This is a genomic window from Pseudomonas soli (assembly GCF_900110655.1).
Lineage (GTDB): Bacteria > Pseudomonadota > Gammaproteobacteria > Pseudomonadales > Pseudomonadaceae > Aquipseudomonas > Aquipseudomonas soli.
The window spans coordinates 131779-150891 of record NZ_FOEQ01000002.1; the positions used below are offsets into that span (position 1 = coordinate 131779).

Annotated in this window: 17 protein-coding genes; 8 read left to right on the plus strand and 9 right to left on the minus strand. The window is 65.0% G+C overall.

The genetic code is table 11. The features are described 5' to 3' along the window. The 5 genes from dmpG to BMY03_RS05215 form a co-directional block, all read right to left on the minus strand. The gene (gene dmpG / locus BMY03_RS05195; protein ID WP_023630164.1) at nt 1-1014 is read right to left on the minus strand and encodes a 4-hydroxy-2-oxovalerate aldolase; all 1014 of its coding nucleotides are present in this window, start codon (nt 1012-1014) and stop codon (nt 1-3) included. A 27-nt stretch (nt 1015-1041) separates the two neighbouring features. Continuing rightward, the gene (locus BMY03_RS05200) at nt 1042-2085 is read right to left on the minus strand and encodes an AbrB family transcriptional regulator (protein WP_023630163.1); all 1044 of its coding nucleotides are present in this window, start codon (nt 2083-2085) and stop codon (nt 1042-1044) included. A gap of 85 nt (nt 2086-2170) precedes the next feature. Further along, nucleotides 2171-3409: an ATP-grasp domain-containing protein gene (locus tag BMY03_RS05205; RefSeq protein WP_094010443.1), complete on the minus strand. Its 1239-nt coding sequence runs from the start codon at nt 3407-3409 to the stop codon at nt 2171-2173. 216 nt (nt 3410-3625) lie between these two features. Then, nucleotides 3626-4456: a hypothetical protein gene (locus BMY03_RS05210; protein WP_094010444.1), complete on the minus strand. Its 831-nt coding sequence runs from the start codon at nt 4454-4456 to the stop codon at nt 3626-3628. A 49-nt stretch (nt 4457-4505) separates the two neighbouring features. Further along, entirely contained in the window at nt 4506-5678 is a 1173-nt protein-coding gene (locus BMY03_RS05215; protein ID WP_038705829.1) for an MFS transporter, read from the minus strand. A 94-nt stretch (nt 5679-5772) separates the two neighbouring features. Between BMY03_RS05215 and BMY03_RS05220 the strand changes: the two genes are divergently transcribed. Further along, the gene (locus tag BMY03_RS05220) at nt 5773-6681 is read left to right on the plus strand and encodes a LysR family transcriptional regulator (RefSeq protein ID WP_094010445.1); all 909 of its coding nucleotides are present in this window, start codon (nt 5773-5775) and stop codon (nt 6679-6681) included. Nucleotides 6682-6729: 48 nt separating this feature from the next. Here BMY03_RS05220 and preA read toward each other — a convergent pair whose 3' ends face one another. From preA to hydA, 3 genes are all read right to left on the minus strand, one after another. Then, a complete protein-coding gene (gene preA / locus BMY03_RS05225) occupies nt 6730-8004 on the minus strand; it encodes an NAD-dependent dihydropyrimidine dehydrogenase subunit PreA (RefSeq protein WP_094010446.1) in 1275 nt (424 codons plus the stop codon). Next, on the minus strand, nt 8005-9372 hold the full coding sequence (locus BMY03_RS05230) for an NAD(P)-dependent oxidoreductase (RefSeq protein ID WP_094010447.1): 1368 nt from the start codon (nt 9370-9372) through the stop codon (nt 8005-8007). Nucleotides 9373-9535: 163 nt separating this feature from the next. Further along, entirely contained in the window at nt 9536-10975 is a 1440-nt protein-coding gene (gene hydA, locus BMY03_RS05235; protein WP_094010448.1) for a dihydropyrimidinase, read from the minus strand. A gap of 613 nt (nt 10976-11588) precedes the next feature. Between hydA and BMY03_RS05240 the strand changes: the two genes are divergently transcribed. From BMY03_RS05240 to csrA, 7 genes are all read left to right on the plus strand, one after another. Beyond that, nucleotides 11589-13079, plus strand: a complete 1491-nt coding sequence (locus BMY03_RS05240) for an NCS1 family nucleobase:cation symporter-1 (RefSeq protein ID WP_094010449.1) — start codon at nt 11589-11591, stop codon at nt 13077-13079. A 65-nt stretch (nt 13080-13144) separates the two neighbouring features. Next, on the plus strand, nt 13145-14431 hold the full coding sequence (locus BMY03_RS05245) for a Zn-dependent hydrolase (RefSeq protein ID WP_094010450.1): 1287 nt from the start codon (nt 13145-13147) through the stop codon (nt 14429-14431). 186 nt (nt 14432-14617) lie between these two features. Further along, entirely contained in the window at nt 14618-15376 is a 759-nt protein-coding gene (gene modA, locus BMY03_RS05250; protein WP_094010451.1) for a molybdate ABC transporter substrate-binding protein, read from the plus strand. After that, nucleotides 15376-16056: a molybdate ABC transporter permease subunit gene (gene modB, locus BMY03_RS05255; RefSeq protein ID WP_038705823.1), complete on the plus strand. Its 681-nt coding sequence runs from the start codon at nt 15376-15378 to the stop codon at nt 16054-16056. Before modA ends, modB begins: the two co-directional genes overlap by 1 nt. A 1-nt stretch (nt 16057) precedes the next feature. Beyond that, nucleotides 16058-17149: a molybdenum ABC transporter ATP-binding protein gene (modC, locus tag BMY03_RS05260; protein WP_094010452.1), complete on the plus strand. Its 1092-nt coding sequence runs from the start codon at nt 16058-16060 to the stop codon at nt 17147-17149. Nucleotides 17150-17207: 58 nt separating this feature from the next. Further along, nucleotides 17208-18230 carry a DNA topoisomerase IB gene (locus BMY03_RS05265; protein WP_094010453.1) on the plus strand — a complete coding sequence of 341 codons (1023 nt, stop codon included), beginning with the start codon at nt 17208-17210 and terminating at the stop codon, nt 18228-18230. A 251-nt stretch (nt 18231-18481) separates the two neighbouring features. Next, nucleotides 18482-18676 (plus strand): carbon storage regulator CsrA, encoded by a 195-nt coding sequence (gene csrA / locus BMY03_RS05270; protein ID WP_023628788.1) that lies wholly within the window; start codon nt 18482-18484, stop codon nt 18674-18676. A gap of 77 nt (nt 18677-18753) precedes the next feature. Here csrA and BMY03_RS05275 read toward each other — a convergent pair whose 3' ends face one another. Then, on the minus strand, nt 18754-19113 hold the full coding sequence (locus tag BMY03_RS05275) for a response regulator (RefSeq protein ID WP_094010454.1): 360 nt from the start codon (nt 19111-19113) through the stop codon (nt 18754-18756).

Genomic DNA, 19113 nt, shown 5'->3' on the forward strand with positions numbered 1-19113 from the left:
TCAGGCAACGGAAGGTTGCGAAAGGCGGCTGGCCACCGAGATGATCAGGTCTTCCTGGCCAGCCACCGCATTGCACTGGGCCAGGGCTTCGTAGATTCGCCGTGGTTCGACGCCGAACTCGCTGGCGGCGCGCGCGACATGTTTTTCGAAACCACTGCACACGCCGTACAGGCCACTGATCAGGTTGGCGGTCTTGACGACCGTGGGCGTGCTGACCGGGGCGATGCTCTCCAACTGCTCGATGGCGCGGCACAGGGCGAAAATGTCCACGCCGGTGGCGAAGCGGTAACGCTCAAGCACCGCGCACAGGGTCTCCAGCTGGGTGTTGCCGGCACCGGCACCGAAGCCGCGCATGCAACCGTCGACGATCGTCGCCCCGGCCTGGACCGCGGCCAGCGAGTTGGCGATGGCCAGGCCCAGGTTGTTGTGGCCATGGAAGCCCACCGGAATCGACAGTTCGCTGCTGAGCAAGGCAATCCGCTCACGGGTGCTGTCCGGATCGAGGTGGCCAGCCGAATCCATCAGCACGATGGCGTTGGCACCATAGCCCTGTTGTTTCGTCGCCTCCTCGAGCAACCGCTCGGGGCTGGCCATGTGGCACATCATCAGTACGCCATGCACATACGCGCCGTTGGCGCGCGCATGCTCGATATAGCTTTCGGTCACGCTCGCCTCGGTGCAATGGGAGGCGATGCGCAACACCTCGACACCGATCCGCAGCGCGGTATCGATATCGTCCAGCCTGGCGAAGCCTGGAATCATGTGGATGCCCAGGCGCGTGCGACTGAGGTTGGCGCGCGCGGTCTCGAGCATCTCGGTGTCGGCGTGGCGGGCCAGCCCCAACTGCAGGGACGATGCTCCCAGGCCATTGCCGTGGCCGACCTCGACCACGCTCAGGCCGCAGCCGTCGACTGCACGGCAATAGGCGGCGATATCTTCCAGGCTCAACGAATGGGAGACGGCATGGTTGCCGTCGCGCAGGGTCGGATCATGAATGGCGATTGCAGCGGTCATCGAGATCAGGTCCTTGTGATCGAAGGTTCAGTTGCGCGGTGCATCGGTAACCGGTTCGGGCTGGAGCAACCGCTTGGGCAGGAACGCCGGAGAGATATGAATGATCGACATGCGCACCACGTGGTTGAGCATGACGAAGGCAGGATCGAGCTTGAGCAACAGGGCGGCCGCGGTCATCACCTCGACACCGCCCGGCACCCAGGACATGAACAGCGCCAGGAAAGGTTTGCCGGTGAGCTGGGCGGCGAGCGCGGCCACCAGCAAGGTGGTGCAAAACGTCAGCGTGGTCACCACCAGGCCAGCACGCACGTATCGCAGTACGTCTCCCAAGGTGATGTCGCGCAGGCGAATACCGATCAAGCCACCCAGCAGGATCAACGCCACCATCGCCACCGGGTCGGGCACGTGCAGGTTGACCGACGGCATGCCGATGTTGACGGCGGCCGCACAGACCAGGCCGGTAAGCATGTACGGCGCGGGCACATCGAAGCGCTCCAGCAGATAGCCGGCGGCGACCGCGACCAGCGCCACCGGGACGATCCGCAGGTAGTCGCCCAGGGTGCCGGTGGCCGGCACCGCACTGTCGCCATGCCCGCCTGCGATCAGCGTCACCACCAGCAACAGCGCCAACAATCGGACGATATGCACGAAGGCGATTCGGCCAGAGGCCGGCCCCTCCTCCCCCGACACCGTCATCACCGCCGCCATGGCGCCGGGAATGGCACTGAGCAGGCTTTCGATATGGCCCCACTTCTCCATGCGGCGCAGCCAGTTGTAGCCCACCAGGATCTGTGTGGTCATGCACACCAGCAGCCCGAGCAGAATGCTGAAGTCAGTGAGCTCGTGCATCATCGAGGCGGTGACCGTGGAGCCGACACTGATCCCCAACAGCAACTGCACGGTGGCCACGAACGGGAATGGCATGCGCATGCGCACGCCCCACTTGCTCAGCGCCGTGACCGCGCAGATGGCGCCGATCAGTTCACCGAGCGGCAGTCCGCTGAGAAATCCCAGCCAGGCCCCCAGGGCCGCGACCGGAATGGGGATGAGGCTCTCGATCAAAGGTTTCATGGCATCGTCACCTGTCTGCAGGCATGACCGTCCCGACTGGCGGCACGGTCAGCAAAAGTGATTGAGGAACAGGACAGTCAGGCGGCTAGACGGCGGCCGCTTCGTTGCCCGCCCAGTCGCAGCTTTCGTGGAACCAGCGCTCGACTTCGCCAAGCCGCAGTTGCAGCTCACGCTCGTTGCGCCCGGCGACGATGGCATTGAGGATTTCCGAGTTGGTGAACTCCATCGACCGGTAGGCGGTCATCCTGCTCGCCGATATGCGGTACTCCAGCACGCCGTCGAGCGGGCAGTCGCTCGGCACCTCGCGCAACAGGCCGACTCGCGGTGGAATGCTGATGTGCCCGACCATCTGCCGCGGTTCGATCATGGACGCCGGACGATACGCGGGATCGCGCAGCGCGCGCAGGAAGGTCATGCGCGGGTCCAGGCCCCAGGCATGGCTGATCTCCTGGTTGAAGAACACCCCGCCCAGCCTCGAGGCGATTTCGCACAGGACAATCTCGCCCGTGTCGGTGACGAACAGCTCAAGGTGGAACAGCAGGGTCGGCTCGGAAGGCAGCACATCCTCGACCAGCGCACGGGCATAGCGCACCAGCTTGTCGCGCATCGGATTGCTGGCATCGAGCATGTGCAGGTCGTGGGCCTTGCCGCCGAGGAAGTCCAGCGCCGAGGTCATCACCCGCACAGGCGACACAAGGATCGGCTTGCCGTCGATGTAAAGGCCGTTGACGATGTAGTGGCTGCCCCGCACATAGCGCTCGATCATCAGGTTGTGGAAGGTGGTGGCGCCACGCGCAGCCAGCCACTGGCGAAGCTGCGACATGTCCCTGAGTACTTCCACGCCGTTCGAGCCACGACCATCGCGCGGTTTGACCACCACCGGGAAGCCGTGCTGCTCACTGAACTGGATCGCTGCGGTGGCATGGGTCAGCGGCGCCATGTCGGCGACGGCGAAACCACGGTCGCGGGCCCTCTGCTTCATGAAGAACTTGTCGCGATAGAACATAGCGCGCCCCTCGGCGCCCTGGCTGACACCCAGCCGGTCGTTGATGCGCGCCACCCGCAGCACATCGATCTCGGCCAGTGCCACGCACAACGGATCGCGCATCTCGCGGGCCATGTCATGGACATCCACCTCGACCAGCGCGTTGTCGTTGAAATAGTCGAACAACCGGTACACCACTTGATCGCCAAGATGCGCGGTGATTTCCTGGGCGCGGGAGTTGCAGCTCAGCAGCATGCCTCCCGGCCCTAGGGCGTCGGCCCAGCTTTGCGCGCTGTGCTGGAGAATGATCTTGGGTGGGCAGAAGACGATCAGCTGCATGAGGCGTTCCTTGCGTGCTTGCATAAGTCAGAAAGTGACCAGGCACCAGGGCCAGGCTCACCACTGATTCTGCTGAGGAGTCGGCGGCCGATGCCAATACCGATTCAGTCGTTATTGATACTCCCCACCTAGCCCATGCAGGTGGTTTGCAAGGCGTGCGAAAGCGCTGCCATGTCGGGGAACATGGCAGGCGTCTTTCAGGCGGGACTCAGCCGGTCAGATCAGGCAGGCGGCGCAGTCGCGCATCACCTCGGCCTTGCGCTGCAGGTATTGGGCAAAGACTTCACGGGCCGTAGCCCTGTCCACGGCGATGCCCATGGCCTTGACGAAGGCCTCGACCGCCTCGACCGCGTGGGCGAAATGATTGCTTTCGGTCCCCCCGGTGTGCACGGTGACCCAGGCCACAGTCTTGCGCACCTGCTCGGGCGGGACCCCCATGTCGCGCTCAAACCAGCGGGTGTACAACGGATGGATGTACTCCACCTCACCGTGGGTGTAGACCTCATGCACCAGCGTGGTCAGCAGGCCCTGGAGCAGGTCACGGTCACGCAGACGGCGGGTATCGGTCCAGTCCTTGAACGCCTGCGCCGACGGCAGGCAGTTTTCCTTGAGCAGCCACTGGTCGTCGCCACACAGTGGCGTGGCCATGTTGTAGAACAGGTCGGCATGCAAGATGTTGCCCAGCGCCCCCAGGTCCTCGTCGGTGATTCGCTGCAGGCTGCCGCACACCTGGTAGATCTGCTGCGCGGCGGCGCTGCCCTGCTCGGAACGCGCCAGCAGGGTCAAGCGATTGGCCAGGCCGGAGACGCTGGCGGCCGAGTTGTTGGTCTTCGACCAGCTGGCGAAGAACTTGCGTAACGCCGCGGCGTCATGGCGGCGCGAAGTCAGCACCTGGAACGCCTCCTCGATGTCGACCAGCGCGGCCTCCTGGTTGCGGAACTCATCCCATAGCGCCTGTTTCAGCACGCCGGCAGGCATCTCCTGCAACACCGGTTCAATCACACTCAGCAACTGGCTGTGCACGGTCGGCAAGTTACTCACGGTCATCTCACTCTTTTCCTTGTTGGATGATGATGTAGCGCGTTGAGGAAACGATTCATTGCAATGGCTGGACCGCCGGCCCGCGGACCGGCGCCACCCGCCAGCTGCCCCGCGCGATCAGCAGCGGCAGCAGCTGGAACACCACGATCAGGGCGACGCAGCCGCCCCAGCCCCAGCGTTCCCACAGGCCGCCGGGCACGAAGGCGCCGAAGCTGCCGCCAAGGTAGTAGCAGCTCAGGTACAGACCGACCGCGGCGGATTTCTGCCGTGGTGCCTGGGCGGTGATGAAGGCATTGGCAGCGGCCTGGGCGAGAAACACGCCGGTGGAGCTGAGCGCCAGGCCCAGCACGATCAACCATAGCGACGGGGAAAGGGTCAGGGCCGAGCCGGCGATGCCCAGGTATCCGGCCACCCGCACCAGGTCGGCATGGGGTCGCGCCTTGCTCAGGCGTCCGGCCAGCGGCACCACCACAAGCGCCAGCAGGAACACTGCGTAGATGGCACCCAGCGCTGCAGTGCCCAGGGCGAACGGGGCCTCGCTCAGGTGCAGGCCCACATAGGTGAAAGTCGCGACCTGGGCGAACAAGACACAGAACCCCACGGCATAGGCCCCCAGCAGCGGCCTGCTGGCAAGCTCGCCAAGCGCCAGCGGCTCACGCCGGGCCGCTGGCGGATTGCGCGGCAACAGCAGCGCGATGCCCAGCGCAACCGCCAGGCTGAGCCCTGCCTGGACCGTCAATGCCACACGCCAGTCGGCAAGCTCGGTGACCAGGCCGGTGAGGAAACGCCCGCAGAAACCGCCGAAGATCGTGCCGGCAACATAGACGCTGGTCATTTCGGTCACGGCACCGCCCTGCCAGCGCACGCCGATGTAGGCCACGCTGGTGGCGAACACCATCGGGATGAACAACCCCTGCACCGAACGCCACAGCAGGAATTCACCAAAGCTGCCCGCCCACGCCGCCAACAACGCCGGCAGCGCCAGCAACAGCGCCGCCCCGGCGATGACCCGATGCTGTTCACCCCGAGCCGTCAGCCAGCCGACAAAAGGCGCGGTCAAGGCCACGACCAGGATCGTCACGGTGATGCTCCAGCTGGCCTGTCGCAGCGTGACCGCAAAGGCACGGGTCAATTCAGTAAGCAGGCCTTGGGTGGAATACAGGTTTAGAAATGCGGCACATCCGCCAAGAAATAGGGCAATCCGGGGGAAGTCGGCGGAAAAACGCATGCAAACACTCGTAAAAAATTTTTACATGTTTATAAGGTAGGACGAATTTTGGATCCAATACCTATTGCCGACCGATTGATACTCAAGGAAGAACATCATGGATTTGCGCCGACTGCGCTGTTTCCTGGTTGTGAGCGAGGAATTGCATTTCGGCCGTGCGGCTGCGCGCCTGCACATGGCCCAGCCGCCGCTGACGCGACAGATATCGGCACTGGAGACTGAGCTTGGGTTTCGCCTGTTCGACCGCAGCACCCGCAATGTCAGCCTGACCACCGCGGGCCGTCACCTGCTGCCCTACGCTCGCGGCGTGCTCGAGCAGGTCGACCTGACCACAACGATCACCAGCAAGCTGGCGGCGGGCTCGGCCGGCCAACTGACGGTGGGCTACGCCAGTTCGATCGCCCTCTCGGACACCTTCAGCCATACCATCCAGGCGTTCTGCTCGAAGTACCCGGATGTGCAGTTGAATGTGGAGGAAGGTGCTTCCAGCACCCAGTGGACGCAACTGCTCGAAGGCCGCCTGGATATCGGCATGAGCCGCATGCACCCGCCGGGCGACAACCCTCAGGTCCAGGCCATCTGCCTGGACAACGAGCCGCTGGTCGCGGCCGTTCCCAGCGACAGCCCTCTCGCCGGGCAGTTGCAGGTCAACCTGGCCGAGCTCGGCGAACTGCCGCTGATCACCTTCCCCGCGGATTACGGCTCGGGCTTGAACGAAATCATCCTCGGCCTGTACCGCCGCCACGGGCTGACGCCACGGCCGGCTCCGAGCGGCCGGCAGATCACCTCGATCATCGCCCTGGTCGCTGCGGGCCGCGGCGTCGCGGTGGTACCGCAGTGCACCCGGTCCTTGGTCAGGCGTGGCGTGTCCTACCTGCCGTTGGCCGAGCCCGGCGCCTGCGCGCCGCTGCTGGTACTGACGCGCAGGCACGAGCGCAGTCCGCTGGTGCGGGCGTTCGTCGAGGTGATCGAGCAGACCTTGCGCAGTGGTCAGAGTGGTTAGACCAAATCTCCCACGAGAGACCTGCGTGAGGTCGGCGTCCCAGCGACCTCAACCCGCCTCGCGATAGGGGTTGCGCGGATCCTGCGTCCAGTTCATGTACGGCTTGCCGGTGTCCTGCGCCTGCATGTCGATGCAACCTTGCACCGGGCAGGTGATCTGGCACAGGTTGCAGCCCACGCACTCGGCCTCGATCACACTGTAGGCGTGGGTGCCGTCGGCCTTCAGGGTGCTGGCGATGGCCTGGTGCGAGGTGTCCTCGCAGGCGATGTGGCAGCGCCCGCAGCCAATGCAGGCGTCCTGGTCGATATGCGCCACCGACTTGTAGTTGATATCCAGGTACTTCCAGTCGGTGGTATGCCCAACGGCCTGGCCACGAAACGCCTCGAGGCTCCGGTGGCCATGCTGGTCCATCCAGCGCGCCAGGCCGTCCTGCATGTCTTCGACGATGCGAAAGCCATGCAGCATCGCTGCGGTGCAGACCTGCACCGCGCCGCTGCCCAGGGCAATGAACTCGGCGGCGTCACGCCAGGTGCCGATACCGCCGATGCCGCAGATCGGCAGCCCGCGGGTCTCAGGGTCGCGGGCAATCTCGGCGACCATGTTCAGGGCGATCGGCTTGACCGCCGAGCCGCAGTAGCCGCCGTGGGTGCTCTGGTCGCCGACGATGGGGTGGGCAACCATGCGGTCCAGGTCGACACTGGTGATCGAGTTGATGGTGTTGATCAACGACACCGCGTCCGCCCCGCCCCGGTGGGCAGCGCGCGCCGACTGGCGGATGTCGGTGATATTGGGGGTGAGCTTGACGATCACCGGCAGCGTGCAATGGGTCTTGCACCAGCGGGTGACCATTTCCACATACTCGGGCACCTGGCCGACGGCGGCGCCCATGCCGCGCTCGGGCATGCCGTGGGGGCAGCCGAAGTTGAGTTCGATGCCGTCGGCGCCGGTGGCTTCCACCAGCGGCAGGATGAACTTCCAGGATTCTTCGACGCACGGCACCATCAGCGACACGATCAGCGCACGATCGGGCCAGTCCTTCTTCACCTGGGTGATCTCGCGCAGGTTGATCTCCAGCGAACGGTCGGTGATCAGCTCAATGTTATTGATGCCCTGCACCTGGCGGTTGGCGCCGTAGTGCGCCGAGTAGCGCGACGACACGTTGACCGCCGCCGGGTCCTCGCCCAGGGTCTTCCATACCACACCACCCCAGCCGGCCTCGAAGGCGCGGACCACGTTGTAGGCCTTGTCAGTGGGTGGTGCGGAGGCCAACCAGAATGGATTGGGTGCCTTGATGCCGGCGAATACGATGGACAGGTCGGCCATTTACGCAGCCTCCACATTGAGCATGAGTTGGGCATGGATGGCTTCGGCGGCCAGCTTGCCATGTTGCACCGCCTGGACGGTGAGGTCCTGGCCCAGGGCGGTGCAGTCGCCGCCGGCGTAGATGCCGGGGATGGAGGTGCGCATGTGCGCGTCCACCTGGATGCGCTCGCCGTCGCGGGCCAGTTGCGCCGCCAGCGGATCGCCGAGGCCTTGCTCATCGAAGCGCTGGCCGATGGCCTTGAAGATCGCGTCGGCAGCCAGCTCGAAGGTTTCGCCGGTATCGCCCAGGCGTCCGTCGATCAATTGCGTGCGCGCAAAGCGCATGCCGCGCACGCGCCCGGCATCATCCAGCAGCACGGCATCGGGCCGGGCCCAGGTGTGCAGGCGTACCTGGTTGTGCTTGGCAATTTCCTGCTCATGGCCGGTGGCGCCCATGTCGGCTTCGCCGCGGCGATACACCAGGTTGACGTCGCGGGCGCCCAGGCGGCTCATCTGCACGGCCATGTCGATGGCGGTGTTGCCAGCGCCGAGCACCAGGCAGCGGTCGGCCAGCGGCAGCTGGGCGAGGTCGTCAGCCTGGCGCAATTCACGGATATAGTCGGTGGCGGCAAGCAGGCCCGGCGCGTCTTCGTCCGCCAGGCCCAGCTGGCGCACGGCCCCCAGGCCCAGGCCGAGGAACACCGCGTCGTACTGGCCATGCAGCTCGGCCAACGACAGGTTGCCGCCCAGGCGCTGGCCATGGCGGATCTCGATTCCGCCAATGCCCAGCAGGAACTCCACTTCACGCTGGGCGTAGTCGTCCACCAGCTTGTAGCGGGCGATACCGTATTCGTTGAGACCGCCGGCCTTTTCCCGCGCCTCGAAGATCACCACGTCGTGGCCGTGCATGGCCAGCCGGTGCGCGCAGGACAACCCGGCGGGGCCGGCGCCGACCACGGCGATGCGCTTGCCGCTGGCCGGCGAACGCTGGAACGGATGCTCGGTGAAGTCAGCATGATCCAGAGCGTAGCGCTGCAATTGACCGATCAGCACCGGAGCGCACTCCTGGGCGTTGTTGCGCACGCAGGCTTGCTGGCAAAGGATCTCGGTGGGGCAAACCCGGGCACAGCTGCCGCCGAGGATGTTGGCCGAGAGAATGCGCTCGGCGGCGCCTTGCAGGTTCTCGTCGCTGATACGGTGGATGAACGAAGGGATGTCGATCTCGCTGGGGCACGCATTGACGCACGGCGCGTCGTAGCAGTACAGGCAGCGTGCACTCTCGACTGCGGCCTGACGGGCGGTGAGTGGGGGCGCGAGGTCGCTGAAGGCCTCGGCCAGCTGGTCGGCGCCGGCGCGGGGGCGCGGCAAGTGGTTCAGGGCATCGATCACGGTTGTAGCCTCTCTCGTTTTTATTGGAGGCGGCGGTGGTCAGGCGCCGGTCCGTTCTGGGGGGATGGCAGTCAACAGGAACATGTGTGTGGTTATCAGGGGGCGCCTTGCGCCCGTATCGCCGGCTTGCCGGCGATAGAGCTGCGCAGCAGCCCCAACTGCTTCAGCGCTGAACCGGCGTCGGTTTCTGCCGTTCGGCACGCCGCTCCAGCACCTCGTACACCGACGGATAGGCTGGGCGCTCCACGTAACGCCCCGCGCCCGGCTCGGCGCGCAGGTCGCCATCGGCCCAGAGCACCTTGCCCTGGCTGATGGTGTGGCTGGGGATGCCGCGCACTGTGCGGCCTTCGAAGATGTTGAAATCGACCCGCTGGTGGTGAGTCTGGGCGCTGATGGTACGGCTGCCCTGCGGATCCCACAGCACCAGATCGGCGTCGGCGCCGACACGGATCGCGCCCTTGCGCGGGAACAGATTGAAGATCTTCGCGGTGTTGGTGGAAGTCAGCGCGACGAATTCGTGCATCGACAGGCGCCCGCTGTTCACCCCGGCGTCCCACAGCACCGCCATGCGGTCCTCGATGCCGGCGGTGCCGTTGGGGATCCGGCTGAAGTCATTGCGGCCCATGGCCTTCTGCTCGGCGCAGAAGCAGCAGTGATCGGTGGCCGTGGTGTGCAGGTTGCCCGACTGCAGGCCACCCCACAGCGCGTCCTGGTGCTCGCGCGGGCGGAATGGCGGGCTCATCACATAGCCGGCGGCGGTGGCCCAGTCCGGATCACGGTAAACGCTGTCGTCGAGCAGCAGATGCCCCGGGAGCACCTCGCCGTACACCGGCTGGCCCTTGGCCCGGGCATAGGTGATCTCATCCAGCGCCTCGCGGCTGGAGACATGCACCAGATACAGAGGCGTGCCCAGGGTTTCGGCGATACGGATGGCGCGGCTGGCGGCCTCCCCTTCGACCTGGGACGGACGCGACAGCGGGTGTGCCTCGGGGCCGGTCAGGCCCTGGGCGAGCAATTTTTGCTGCAGGTGATAGACCAGCTCGCCGTTTTCGGCGTGCACCGTGGGCACCGCGCCCAGTTGCAGGCAGCGTTCGAAGCTGGCCACCAGGGTGTCGTCGGCGGCCATGATCGCGTTCTTGTAGGCCATGAAGTGCTTGAAGCTGTTCACCCCATGCTGGGCGACCAGCTCGCCCATCTCCTCGGCGACCTGTTCGCTCCACCAGGTGATGGCGACGTGGAAGCCGTAGTCGCTGGCGCTCTTTTGCGCCCAGCCGCGCCAGGTGTGGAAGGCCTCGAGCAGCGACTGCTGCGGGTTGGGGATGACGAAGTCGATGATCGAGGTGGTGCCGCCGGCCAGGCCAGCGGCAGTGCCGCTGAAGAAGTCCTCGCTGGCCACCGTGCCCATGAACGGCAGCTGCATGTGGGTGTGCGGGTCGATGCCGCCAGGCATCAGGTACTGGCCACTGCCGTCGAGGATCTCGCAGTCGGTGGGGGCTTCGAGGTCTTTGCCGATGGCACGGATCAAGCCATTGGCACACAGGACATCGGCGGGGTAGCTCTCTTCATGGGTAACCACAGTGGCGCCACGGATCAACAGGGACATGCCGTCTTCCTCGCAGGCTGACCGGTCTTCTGGCCGGTTCTTGGAATTGTGTTGGCCGGGCGCTGGAGGTGAGTTCATCAATCCTGTCAGGCCTGACAAGAATCGAGGCTAGTATCTGATCGGATATTGATCAAGAAAAAATATATGCAACCATTAAAAACACTAAATAACTGATTTTTAATGGTTTATTTAACAAATCACCAAAAAGTTACACCCCCTCACCATTTTGACGCACTTGACAGGAAGCCAAATTGGTCAAGATTTTCTACGCAAAATCAGGTGTTTGTTTCCTGGCTGGATGGCGCAGGCCGCGCCGGTGGTTTTCCAGGTTGCACCCGTTTGAATCACGCGGGTGATGGACCGGCCAGACAGACGGCATGCGCGGGCGCTCCCGCTTCGCCTGCCGTGTTGATGAATGCCTTTGCAGGTCAGTGAGTTACCTCCGGTCGGCGGCGGCCCGCCGGGAAGGCGCGGGCTTTCCCGGCACGTTTGTTGAAAACGCAGGCCATAACCGCCTGGCCGGGCCGGAGGTGCAGTACTGGTGGTGTGTGTACTCCGGCCATCGCGTCAGCCCGATGAGCGACAACTACAAGAAAAAGACCTGGAGAACCCCATGCAACAGAGCAGATCACATGTGGTCGAGCAGCATGGCCTGTACGAGCTCGACGCCGGCAGCGACGTCCTCGACAGCCCCCGCTACAACCACGACATCGCCCCGACCAAGGTGCACCAGCGCACCTGGAACAAGTGGCACATCACCGCGTTGTGGGTGGGCATGTCCATCTGCGTGCCCACCTACACCCTCGGTGGCGTGCTCACCGCCTACTTCGGCCTGAGTGTCGGCGAGGCGCTGCTGGCGATCCTGCTGGCCAACCTCATCGTGCTCATCCCGCTGACCCTCAACGCCTTCCCCGGCACCAAGTACGGCATCCCGTTCCCGGTGCTGCTACGCGCCTCGTTCGGCGTTTTCGGCTCCAACGTGCCATGCCTGATCCGCGCCGTGGTGGCCTGCGGCTGGTTCGGCATCCAGACGATGTTCGGCGGGCTGGCCATCCACCTGTTCCTCGGTTCGCTGTTCCCCGAGTGGAAAGCACTGGGCGGCACTGGCGAGGTGATCGGTTTCATGCTGTTCTGGTCGCTGAACCTCTGGGTGGTGCTGCGCGGCGCCGAGTCGATCAAGTGGCTGGAGACGCTCTCTGCCCCCCTGCTGGTGGCGGTCGGTGTCGGCCTGTTGTTCTGGGCGCTGCCGCACATGTCGATGAGCGAGCTGCTCGCGCAGCCGCCCAAACGCCCCGAGGGCGCCAGCGTGGTCAGCTACTTCTGCGCCGGGCTCACCGCCATGGTCGGTTTCTGGGCCACGCTGTCGCTGAACATCCCCGATTTCAGCCGCTATGCGAAAAGCCAGAAGGACCAGATTCTCGGGCAGATCTTCGGCCTGCCGCTGACCATGTTCCTGTTCGCCGCCCTGGGCGTGATCATGACCGCCGCCTCCGCCTCGCTGGTGGGCCAGACGGTGTCCGACCCGGTGAGCCTGATCGGCCATATCCAGAGCCCCGGCTGGGTGGCCCTGGCCATGGCGCTGATCATCATCGCGACGCTGTCGACCAACACCGCGGCCAACATCGTCTCGCCCACCAACGACTTCCAGAACATCGCCCCGCGCCTGATCGGGCGCAGCCGCGCGGTCTGGCTGACCGGTTTCATCGGCCTGGCGCTGATGGGCCACGAGCTGCTCAAGAAGCTCGGCTGGATCGTCTCCGACCTGAGCCTGGAGAGCGTGTACTCCAACTGGCTGCTGGGCTATTCCAGCCTGCTCGGGCCGATCGCCGGGATCATGGTGGTGGACTACTTCCTGGTCCGCCGCCAGCAGCTGGACCTCGCCGGGCTGTACCGCGACGACGTGTATCCGGCGTGGAACTGGGCCGGGTTCATCGCCTTCGGCGTACCGGTGGCGCTGACCGTGATGGCCATCGGCAACAGCAGTTTCAGCTGGTTCTACGACTACGGCTGGTTCACCGGCTCGCTGCTCGGCGGCGGGCTCTACTACGCCCTCGGCGGCATCGCGGTGCGCGGCCCGGCGCGGCTGGCCAAGCCGCTGCCCTGATGCGCCGCATCGCGGGGCAAGCCCGCCCACGTGATGGTAAAAATAACAGCCTGAGGAGACACCCCATGACCATCCCCGCCAAGGAAATCCTGCAATCCAGCCAACGCCACATCGACAGTAACCGCCTGTGGCAATCGCTGATGGAGCTGGCCCGCCTCGGCGCCACGCCCAAGGGCGGCGTATGCCGCCTGGCGCTGACCGATCTCGATCGCCAGGCCCGCGACTTGTTCGTGCAGTGGTGCGAAGCAGCCGGTTGCACGGTGAGCATCGACGCGGTCGGCAACATCTTCGCCCGCCGCCCCGGGCGCAACGCCAAGCTGCCGCCAGTGATGACCGGCAGCCATATCGACACCCAGCCCACCGGCGGCAAGTTCGACGGCTGCTTCGGCGTGATGGCCGGGCTGGAGGTGATCCGCACCCTCAATGATCTCGGCGTGGAAACCGAAGCGCCGCTGGAGGTGGTGGTGTGGACCAACGAGGAAGGCTCGCGCTTCGCCCCGTGCATGATGGGTTCGGGGGTGTTCGCCAACAAGTTCACCCTCGAGCAGACCCTGGCCAAGCGCGACGCCCAGGGCGTGAGCGTCGGCGAGGCATTGAACGCCATCGGCTACGCCGGCAGCCGCGCCGTGTCCGGCCACCCGGTCGGCGCCTACTTCGAGGCGCATATCGAACAGGGCCCGATCCTCGAAGACCAGCACAAGACCATCGGCGTGGTGCTCGGCGCCCTCGGCCAGAAGTGGTTCGACCTGACCCTGCGCGGCGTCGAGGCCCACGCCGGCCCCACCCCGATGCATCTGCGCAAGGACGCCCTGGTCGGTGCCGCCGCCGTGGTCGAGGCGGTCAACAGCAGCGCCCTCGCCCACCAGCCCCATGCCTGCGGCACCGTCGGTTGCCTGCAGGCCTACCCCGGCTCGCGCAACGTGATCCCCGGCGAAGTGCGCATGACCCTGGACTTCCGTCACCTGGAAGGCCAGCGACTGGAGTCGATGATCGCCGAGGTGCGCCAGGTGATCGAGGCCACCACGGCCAAGCACGGGCTGGAATACGACCTGGTGCCCACCGCCGACTTCCCGGCCCTGTACTTCGACAAAGGCTGCGTCGAGGCGGTGCGTGATTCGGCGCGCAACCTGGGCTTGGCGCACATGGACATAGTCAGCGGCGCCGGGCACGACGCAATCTTCCTCGCGGAACTGGGCCCGGCCGGGATGATCTTCGTGCCGTGCGAGGGCGGGATCAGTCACAACGAAATCGAGAACGCCGCCCCCGAGGACCTCGCGGCCGGCTGCGCGGTACTGCTGCGGGCAATGCTGGCGGCGTCGGAGGCGATTGCCGGCGGGCGGTTGGCGGCGTAGCGATGATCGCGGAACTGCGCGCGGCCGCTAGCGTTCAGCATCATCTGCGTGGGAGCGGCCGTGCGCCGCTGCCACGCAGCGCCACGACAAGGCTTGCCCCACGGTGAATCATGCCAGCCCCTTCCCGAAAGACGGCTTATCGCTATATATTTCGCAACATAACGATAATCCCCAGGAGCCGTCTTCATGCGTATTCGCTTGTCCCATATGGCCGCCAGCGCCCTTGCCAGCCTGATCTGCCTCAACAGCGCCTGGGCCGATGAAGTCCAGGTCGCCGTCGCGGCCAACTTCACAGCGCCCATCCAGGCCATCGCCAAGGATTTCGAGAAGGACACCGGCCACAAGCTGGTCGCTGCCTACGGCGCCACCGGCCAGTTCTACGCACAGATCAAGAACGGCGCGCCATTCGAGGTATTCCTCGCCGCCGACGACAGCACCCCGGCCAAGCTGGAACAGGAAAAGGAAATCGTTGCAGGCTCGCGCTTCACCTATGCCATCGGCACCCTGGCGCTGTGGTCGGCCAAGCCAGGCTATGTCGACGCCAAGGGTAACGTGCTGAAGAAGAACGAGTACAAGCACCTGTCCATCGCCAACCCCAAGGCCGCGCCCTATGGCCTGGCAGCCACCCAGGTGCTGGACAAGCTGAAGCTGACCGAAGCGACCAAGGCCAAGATCGTCGAGGGCCAGAACATCACCCAGGCCTTCCAGTTCGTCTCCACCGGCAATGCCGAGCTGGGCTTCGTCGCGCTGTCGCAGATCTACAAGGACGGCAAGGTCAGCGAAGGCTCGGCCTGGATCGTGCCCGCCGAGCTGCATGACCCGATCCGCCAGGATGCGGTGATCCTCAACAAAGGCAAGGACAACCCGGCCGCCAAGGCCTTGGTCGATTACCTCAAGGGCCCGAAGGCCGCCGCGGTGATCAAGTCCTATGGCTATGAGCTCTGATGCCCCTCGACGCCAGTGACCTGGGTGCCATCTGGCTGACCATCAAGCTGGCCAGCCTCACCACCGCCATCCTCCTGGTGCTGGGCACGCCCATCGCCTGGTGGCTGGCGCGTACCCGCTCATGGCTGCGCGGGCCGATCGGCGCGGTGGTGGCCCTGCCCCTGGTGCTGCCGCCGACGGTAATCGGCTTCTACCTGCTGCTGGCCCTCGGCCCCCATGGCTGGATCGGCCAGGCCACCCAGGCCCTCGGCCTGGGCAGCGTGGTGTTCAGCTTCAGCGGGCTGGTGATCGGCTCGGTGGTGTATTCGATGCCCTTCGTGGTGCAGCCACTGCAGAACGCCTTCGGCGCCATCGGCCAGCGCCCCCTGGAAGTGGCCGCGACGCTGCGCGCCAGCCCGTGGGACACCTTCGTCAACGTGGTGCTGCCCCTGGCTCGCCCCGGCTTCATTACCGCCAGCATCCTCGGTTTCGCCCATACCGTCGGCGAGTTCGGCGTGGTGCTGATGATCGGTGGCAACATTCCCGACAAGACCCGCGTGGTCTCGGTGCAGATCTTCGATCACGTCGAGGCCATGGAATACAGCCAGGCCCACTGGCTGGCCGGGGCCATGCTGGTGTTCTCGTTCCTGGTGCTGCTGATGCTCTATGCCGGCCGCCGTGGCAAACCAGGCTGGAGCTGAAATGAGCGCATCGATAAAGGCACGCCTGAAGCTCGCGCGTGACGATTTCACCCTCGACGTCGACCTGAAGCTGCCCGGTCGCGGCATCAGTGCCTTGTTCGGTCACTCCGGCTCAGGCAAGACCTCGTGCCTGCGCTGCCTGGCCGGCCTGGAACGGGCCGCCAGCGCGTACATCGAAATCAATGGCGAGGTCTGGGAGGACAGCAGCCGCGGGCGCTTCATCCCACCACACCAACGCCCGGTCGGCTATGTGTTCCAGGAGGCCAGCCTGTTCCCGCACCTGTCGGTGCAAGGCAACCTGGAGTTTGGCTGGCGCCGGATTGCTCCCCAGGCCCGTAAAATCAGCCAGGAACAGGCATGCCAGTTGCTGGGTATCAGCCACCTGCTGGCGCGCAAGCCGGCCACGCTGTCCGGCGGAGAGGCACAACGGGTCGGCATCGCCCGAGCCTTGCTCAGCAGCCCGCGACTGTTGCTGATGGACGAGCCTCTGGCGGCCCTCGACAGCGCGCGCAAGCGCGAAATCCTTCCGTATCTGGAGCGCCTGCACAACGAGCTGGATATCCCGCTGATCTATGTCAGCCATGCCCAGGACGAAGTCGCGCGCCTGGCCGACCACCTGGTCCTGCTCGAGCAGGGCAAGGCGCTGGCCAGCGGGCCAATCGGCGAGACTTTGGCCCGCCTGGACCTGCCGTTGGCCCAGGGCGAGGATGCCGGAGTGGTGCTCGAAGGTGTGGTGGTGGGCCACGACCCGCACTACGGGCTTTTTGACCTGCGCCTGCCAGGCGCGGACGGGCAACTGCTGCGGATCGCCCACCCCGCCTTGCAGGTGGGGAGCACCCTGCGCCTGAAGGTCCAGGCCCGGGATGTCAGCCTGGCATTGGCTGCGCAGGGGGCCTCGAGCATTCTCAACCGCCTGCCGGTCCGGGTACGCGAATGCCACCCGGCGGAAAACCCGGCCCATGTGCTGATCAGCCTGGATGCCTCTGGCACTGCGCTGCTGGCGCGCATCACGCGCTATTCGGCGGACCAGCTCGATGTACGCCCAGGCCAGTTGCTGTGTGCGCAGATAAAGTCGGTGGCGCTGTTGGGCTGAGCAATGTCGCGGCCAATGCTGTCCATTGCAGCAAGAGTGTTCTCGATGGACTGCGCCGATGCCCGATTGCCCGTTGCCTGCCGCCCTGCATTATGTCGATGACAGCCAACCCGGCCTGACCCGCCGACGCTGGCGCGATCGCTTTCACTATTTCGACGCCGGGAACCAGCGGGTGCGCGATGAAGAAACCCTGGCGCGCATCGCCGCCCTGGTGATCCCTCCGGCCTACACCGACGTGTGGATCTGCGCCGACCCCCAAGGACATCTGCAGGCCACCGGCCGCGATGCCCGAGGGCGCAAGCAGTACCGCTACCACGCGCAATGGCGCGAAGTGCGCGATCAGCATAAATATGCACGCATGCTGGCTTTTGCCGAGGTACTGCCGAGGCTGCGCAAGCAACTGGACGCCCACCTGGCTTGCCCCGGCCTGGGGCGAGAGAAGGTCATGGCGCTGGTGATCAGCCTGCTCGACACCACGCTGATCCGCATTGGCAACCGCCAGTACCTGCGGCAGAACCGCTCCTACGGGCTGACTACCCTCGACACCCGCCATGTGCAGGTCAAGGGCAGCCGTATCCGCTTCCAGTTCCGCGGCAAACGCGGCGTCGAGCACAACGTCACCCTCACCGACCGGCGCCTGGCCGGCCTGGTCAAGCGCTGCATGGAGTTGCCCGGCCAGGCCTTGTTTCAGTACCTGGACGAACAGGGGCAGCGCCATGGCATCGGGTCCACCGAGGTGAACCAGTTCCTCCAGCAGTTGACCGGTGCCGATTTCACGGCCAAGGACTACCGCACCTGGGCCGGCAGCAGCCTGGCGCTGAACCTGCTCCAGCCGCTAGCCTGGGAACCCGATAGCGAGGCTCGCCGCCAGGTCGCCGCCATCGTCCGCCAAGTGTCCACGCGCCTGGGCAACACGCCAGCGGTCTGCCGACGCTGCTACATCCATCCCGCAGTCCTCGAGCATTTCCACCTTGGGCGCCTGTCTGCCTTGCCCCGCGCACGCCCACGCAAGGGGCTGGAAATCGAAGAAGTGGCATTACTGCGTTTCCTGCAGATGCTCGAGCGCCAAGACGAACATTGACGGTCACTATTTACTTCATCGAATAGAGAAATTTCCCATATGGCACCAAGCACCCTATCCTTGCCATCGAGCACCTTGCCGCGGGGTTGTGCCGCAGCCCCACTGGCGCCTGCAACTAAAGATCGACGACAGAATTTGTCTGGCGGGGAATTACTATCCGCCGAAAGCGTCTTTAATGAGAAGGAAGAGGGACAGGCTCCCACCGCAGAGCACCTGGCTCGGCGGTTTTCTACATCACCAAGGAGAACTACATGCTGATACTCACCCGCAAGGTTGGCGAAAGCATCGTCATCGACGATGACATCAAAGTCACCATTCTGGGCGTCAAGGGGATGCAAGTGAGGATCGGTATCGATGCACCGAAAGATGTCCAGGTGCACCGTGAAGAGATCTACAAGCGTATCCAGGCCGGTAGCCCCGCGCCCGAAAAAAGCAACGACGAGTAACCCGCAAGCCAACCGCATCATGCCGCACGGATGCGCCTGATCGATTGCCCGCCCATGCGGGGAGCCTCTCCTGAATCTCAGGTGCCCAGCAATTCGCGCACCGTGGCGATCATCCGGTCCATGTCGAATGGCTTGTCGAACACGGCCGCGAACTTCCCGGGGCAGGCCCGGCCCTGGCTGGCCTGGGCGCCGCTCATGAGAATGACCGGCAGGTCCGCCAGTTCCAGCTCTTCACGTATGGCCTGCAGCAGTTCTTCGCCATTGAGCACCGGCATCATGTAGTCGGTGATTACCAGGTCCACGCGCTTTTCCTTCAAGGCATCCAGGGCCTTGCGCCCGTTGCTCGCCTTTTCAACCAGATAACCCTCATCCTCCAGGGCAAAACCGAGGATGTCGGCAATCAGGTACTCGTCATCGACGACCAGGATAGTGTTCAC

Bases quoted from the DNA above. Each gene is read 5' to 3' on its own strand.
- dmpG (WP_023630164.1), bottom strand. From the start codon at position 1,014: ATGACCGCTGCAATCGCCATTCATGATCCGACCCTGCGCGACGGCAAC.
- modA (WP_094010451.1), top strand. From the start codon at position 14,618: ATGCGTATTCGCTTGTCCCATATGGCCGCCAGCGCCCTTGCCAGCCTG.
- BMY03_RS05265 (WP_094010453.1), top strand. From the start codon at position 17,208: ATGCCCGATTGCCCGTTGCCTGCCGCCCTGCATTATGTCGATGACAGC.
- BMY03_RS05205 (WP_094010443.1), bottom strand. From the start codon at position 3,409: ATGCAGCTGATCGTCTTCTGCCCACCCAAGATCATTCTCCAGCACAGC.
- modC (WP_094010452.1), top strand. From the start codon at position 16,058: ATGAGCGCATCGATAAAGGCACGCCTGAAGCTCGCGCGTGACGATTTC.
- modB (WP_038705823.1), top strand. From the start codon at position 15,376: ATGCCCCTCGACGCCAGTGACCTGGGTGCCATCTGGCTGACCATCAAG.
- BMY03_RS05215 (WP_038705829.1), bottom strand. From the start codon at position 5,678: ATGCGTTTTTCCGCCGACTTCCCCCGGATTGCCCTATTTCTTGGCGGA.
- BMY03_RS05200 (WP_023630163.1), bottom strand. From the start codon at position 2,085: ATGAAACCTTTGATCGAGAGCCTCATCCCCATTCCGGTCGCGGCCCTG.
- preA (WP_094010446.1), bottom strand. From the start codon at position 8,004: ATGGCCGACCTGTCCATCGTATTCGCCGGCATCAAGGCACCCAATCCA.
- BMY03_RS05210 (WP_094010444.1), bottom strand. From the start codon at position 4,456: ATGACCGTGAGTAACTTGCCGACCGTGCACAGCCAGTTGCTGAGTGTG.
- csrA (WP_023628788.1), top strand. From the start codon at position 18,482: ATGCTGATACTCACCCGCAAGGTTGGCGAAAGCATCGTCATCGACGAT.
- BMY03_RS05245 (WP_094010450.1), top strand. From the start codon at position 13,145: ATGACCATCCCCGCCAAGGAAATCCTGCAATCCAGCCAACGCCACATC.
- BMY03_RS05240 (WP_094010449.1), top strand. From the start codon at position 11,589: ATGCAACAGAGCAGATCACATGTGGTCGAGCAGCATGGCCTGTACGAG.
- hydA (WP_094010448.1), bottom strand. From the start codon at position 10,975: ATGTCCCTGTTGATCCGTGGCGCCACTGTGGTTACCCATGAAGAGAGC.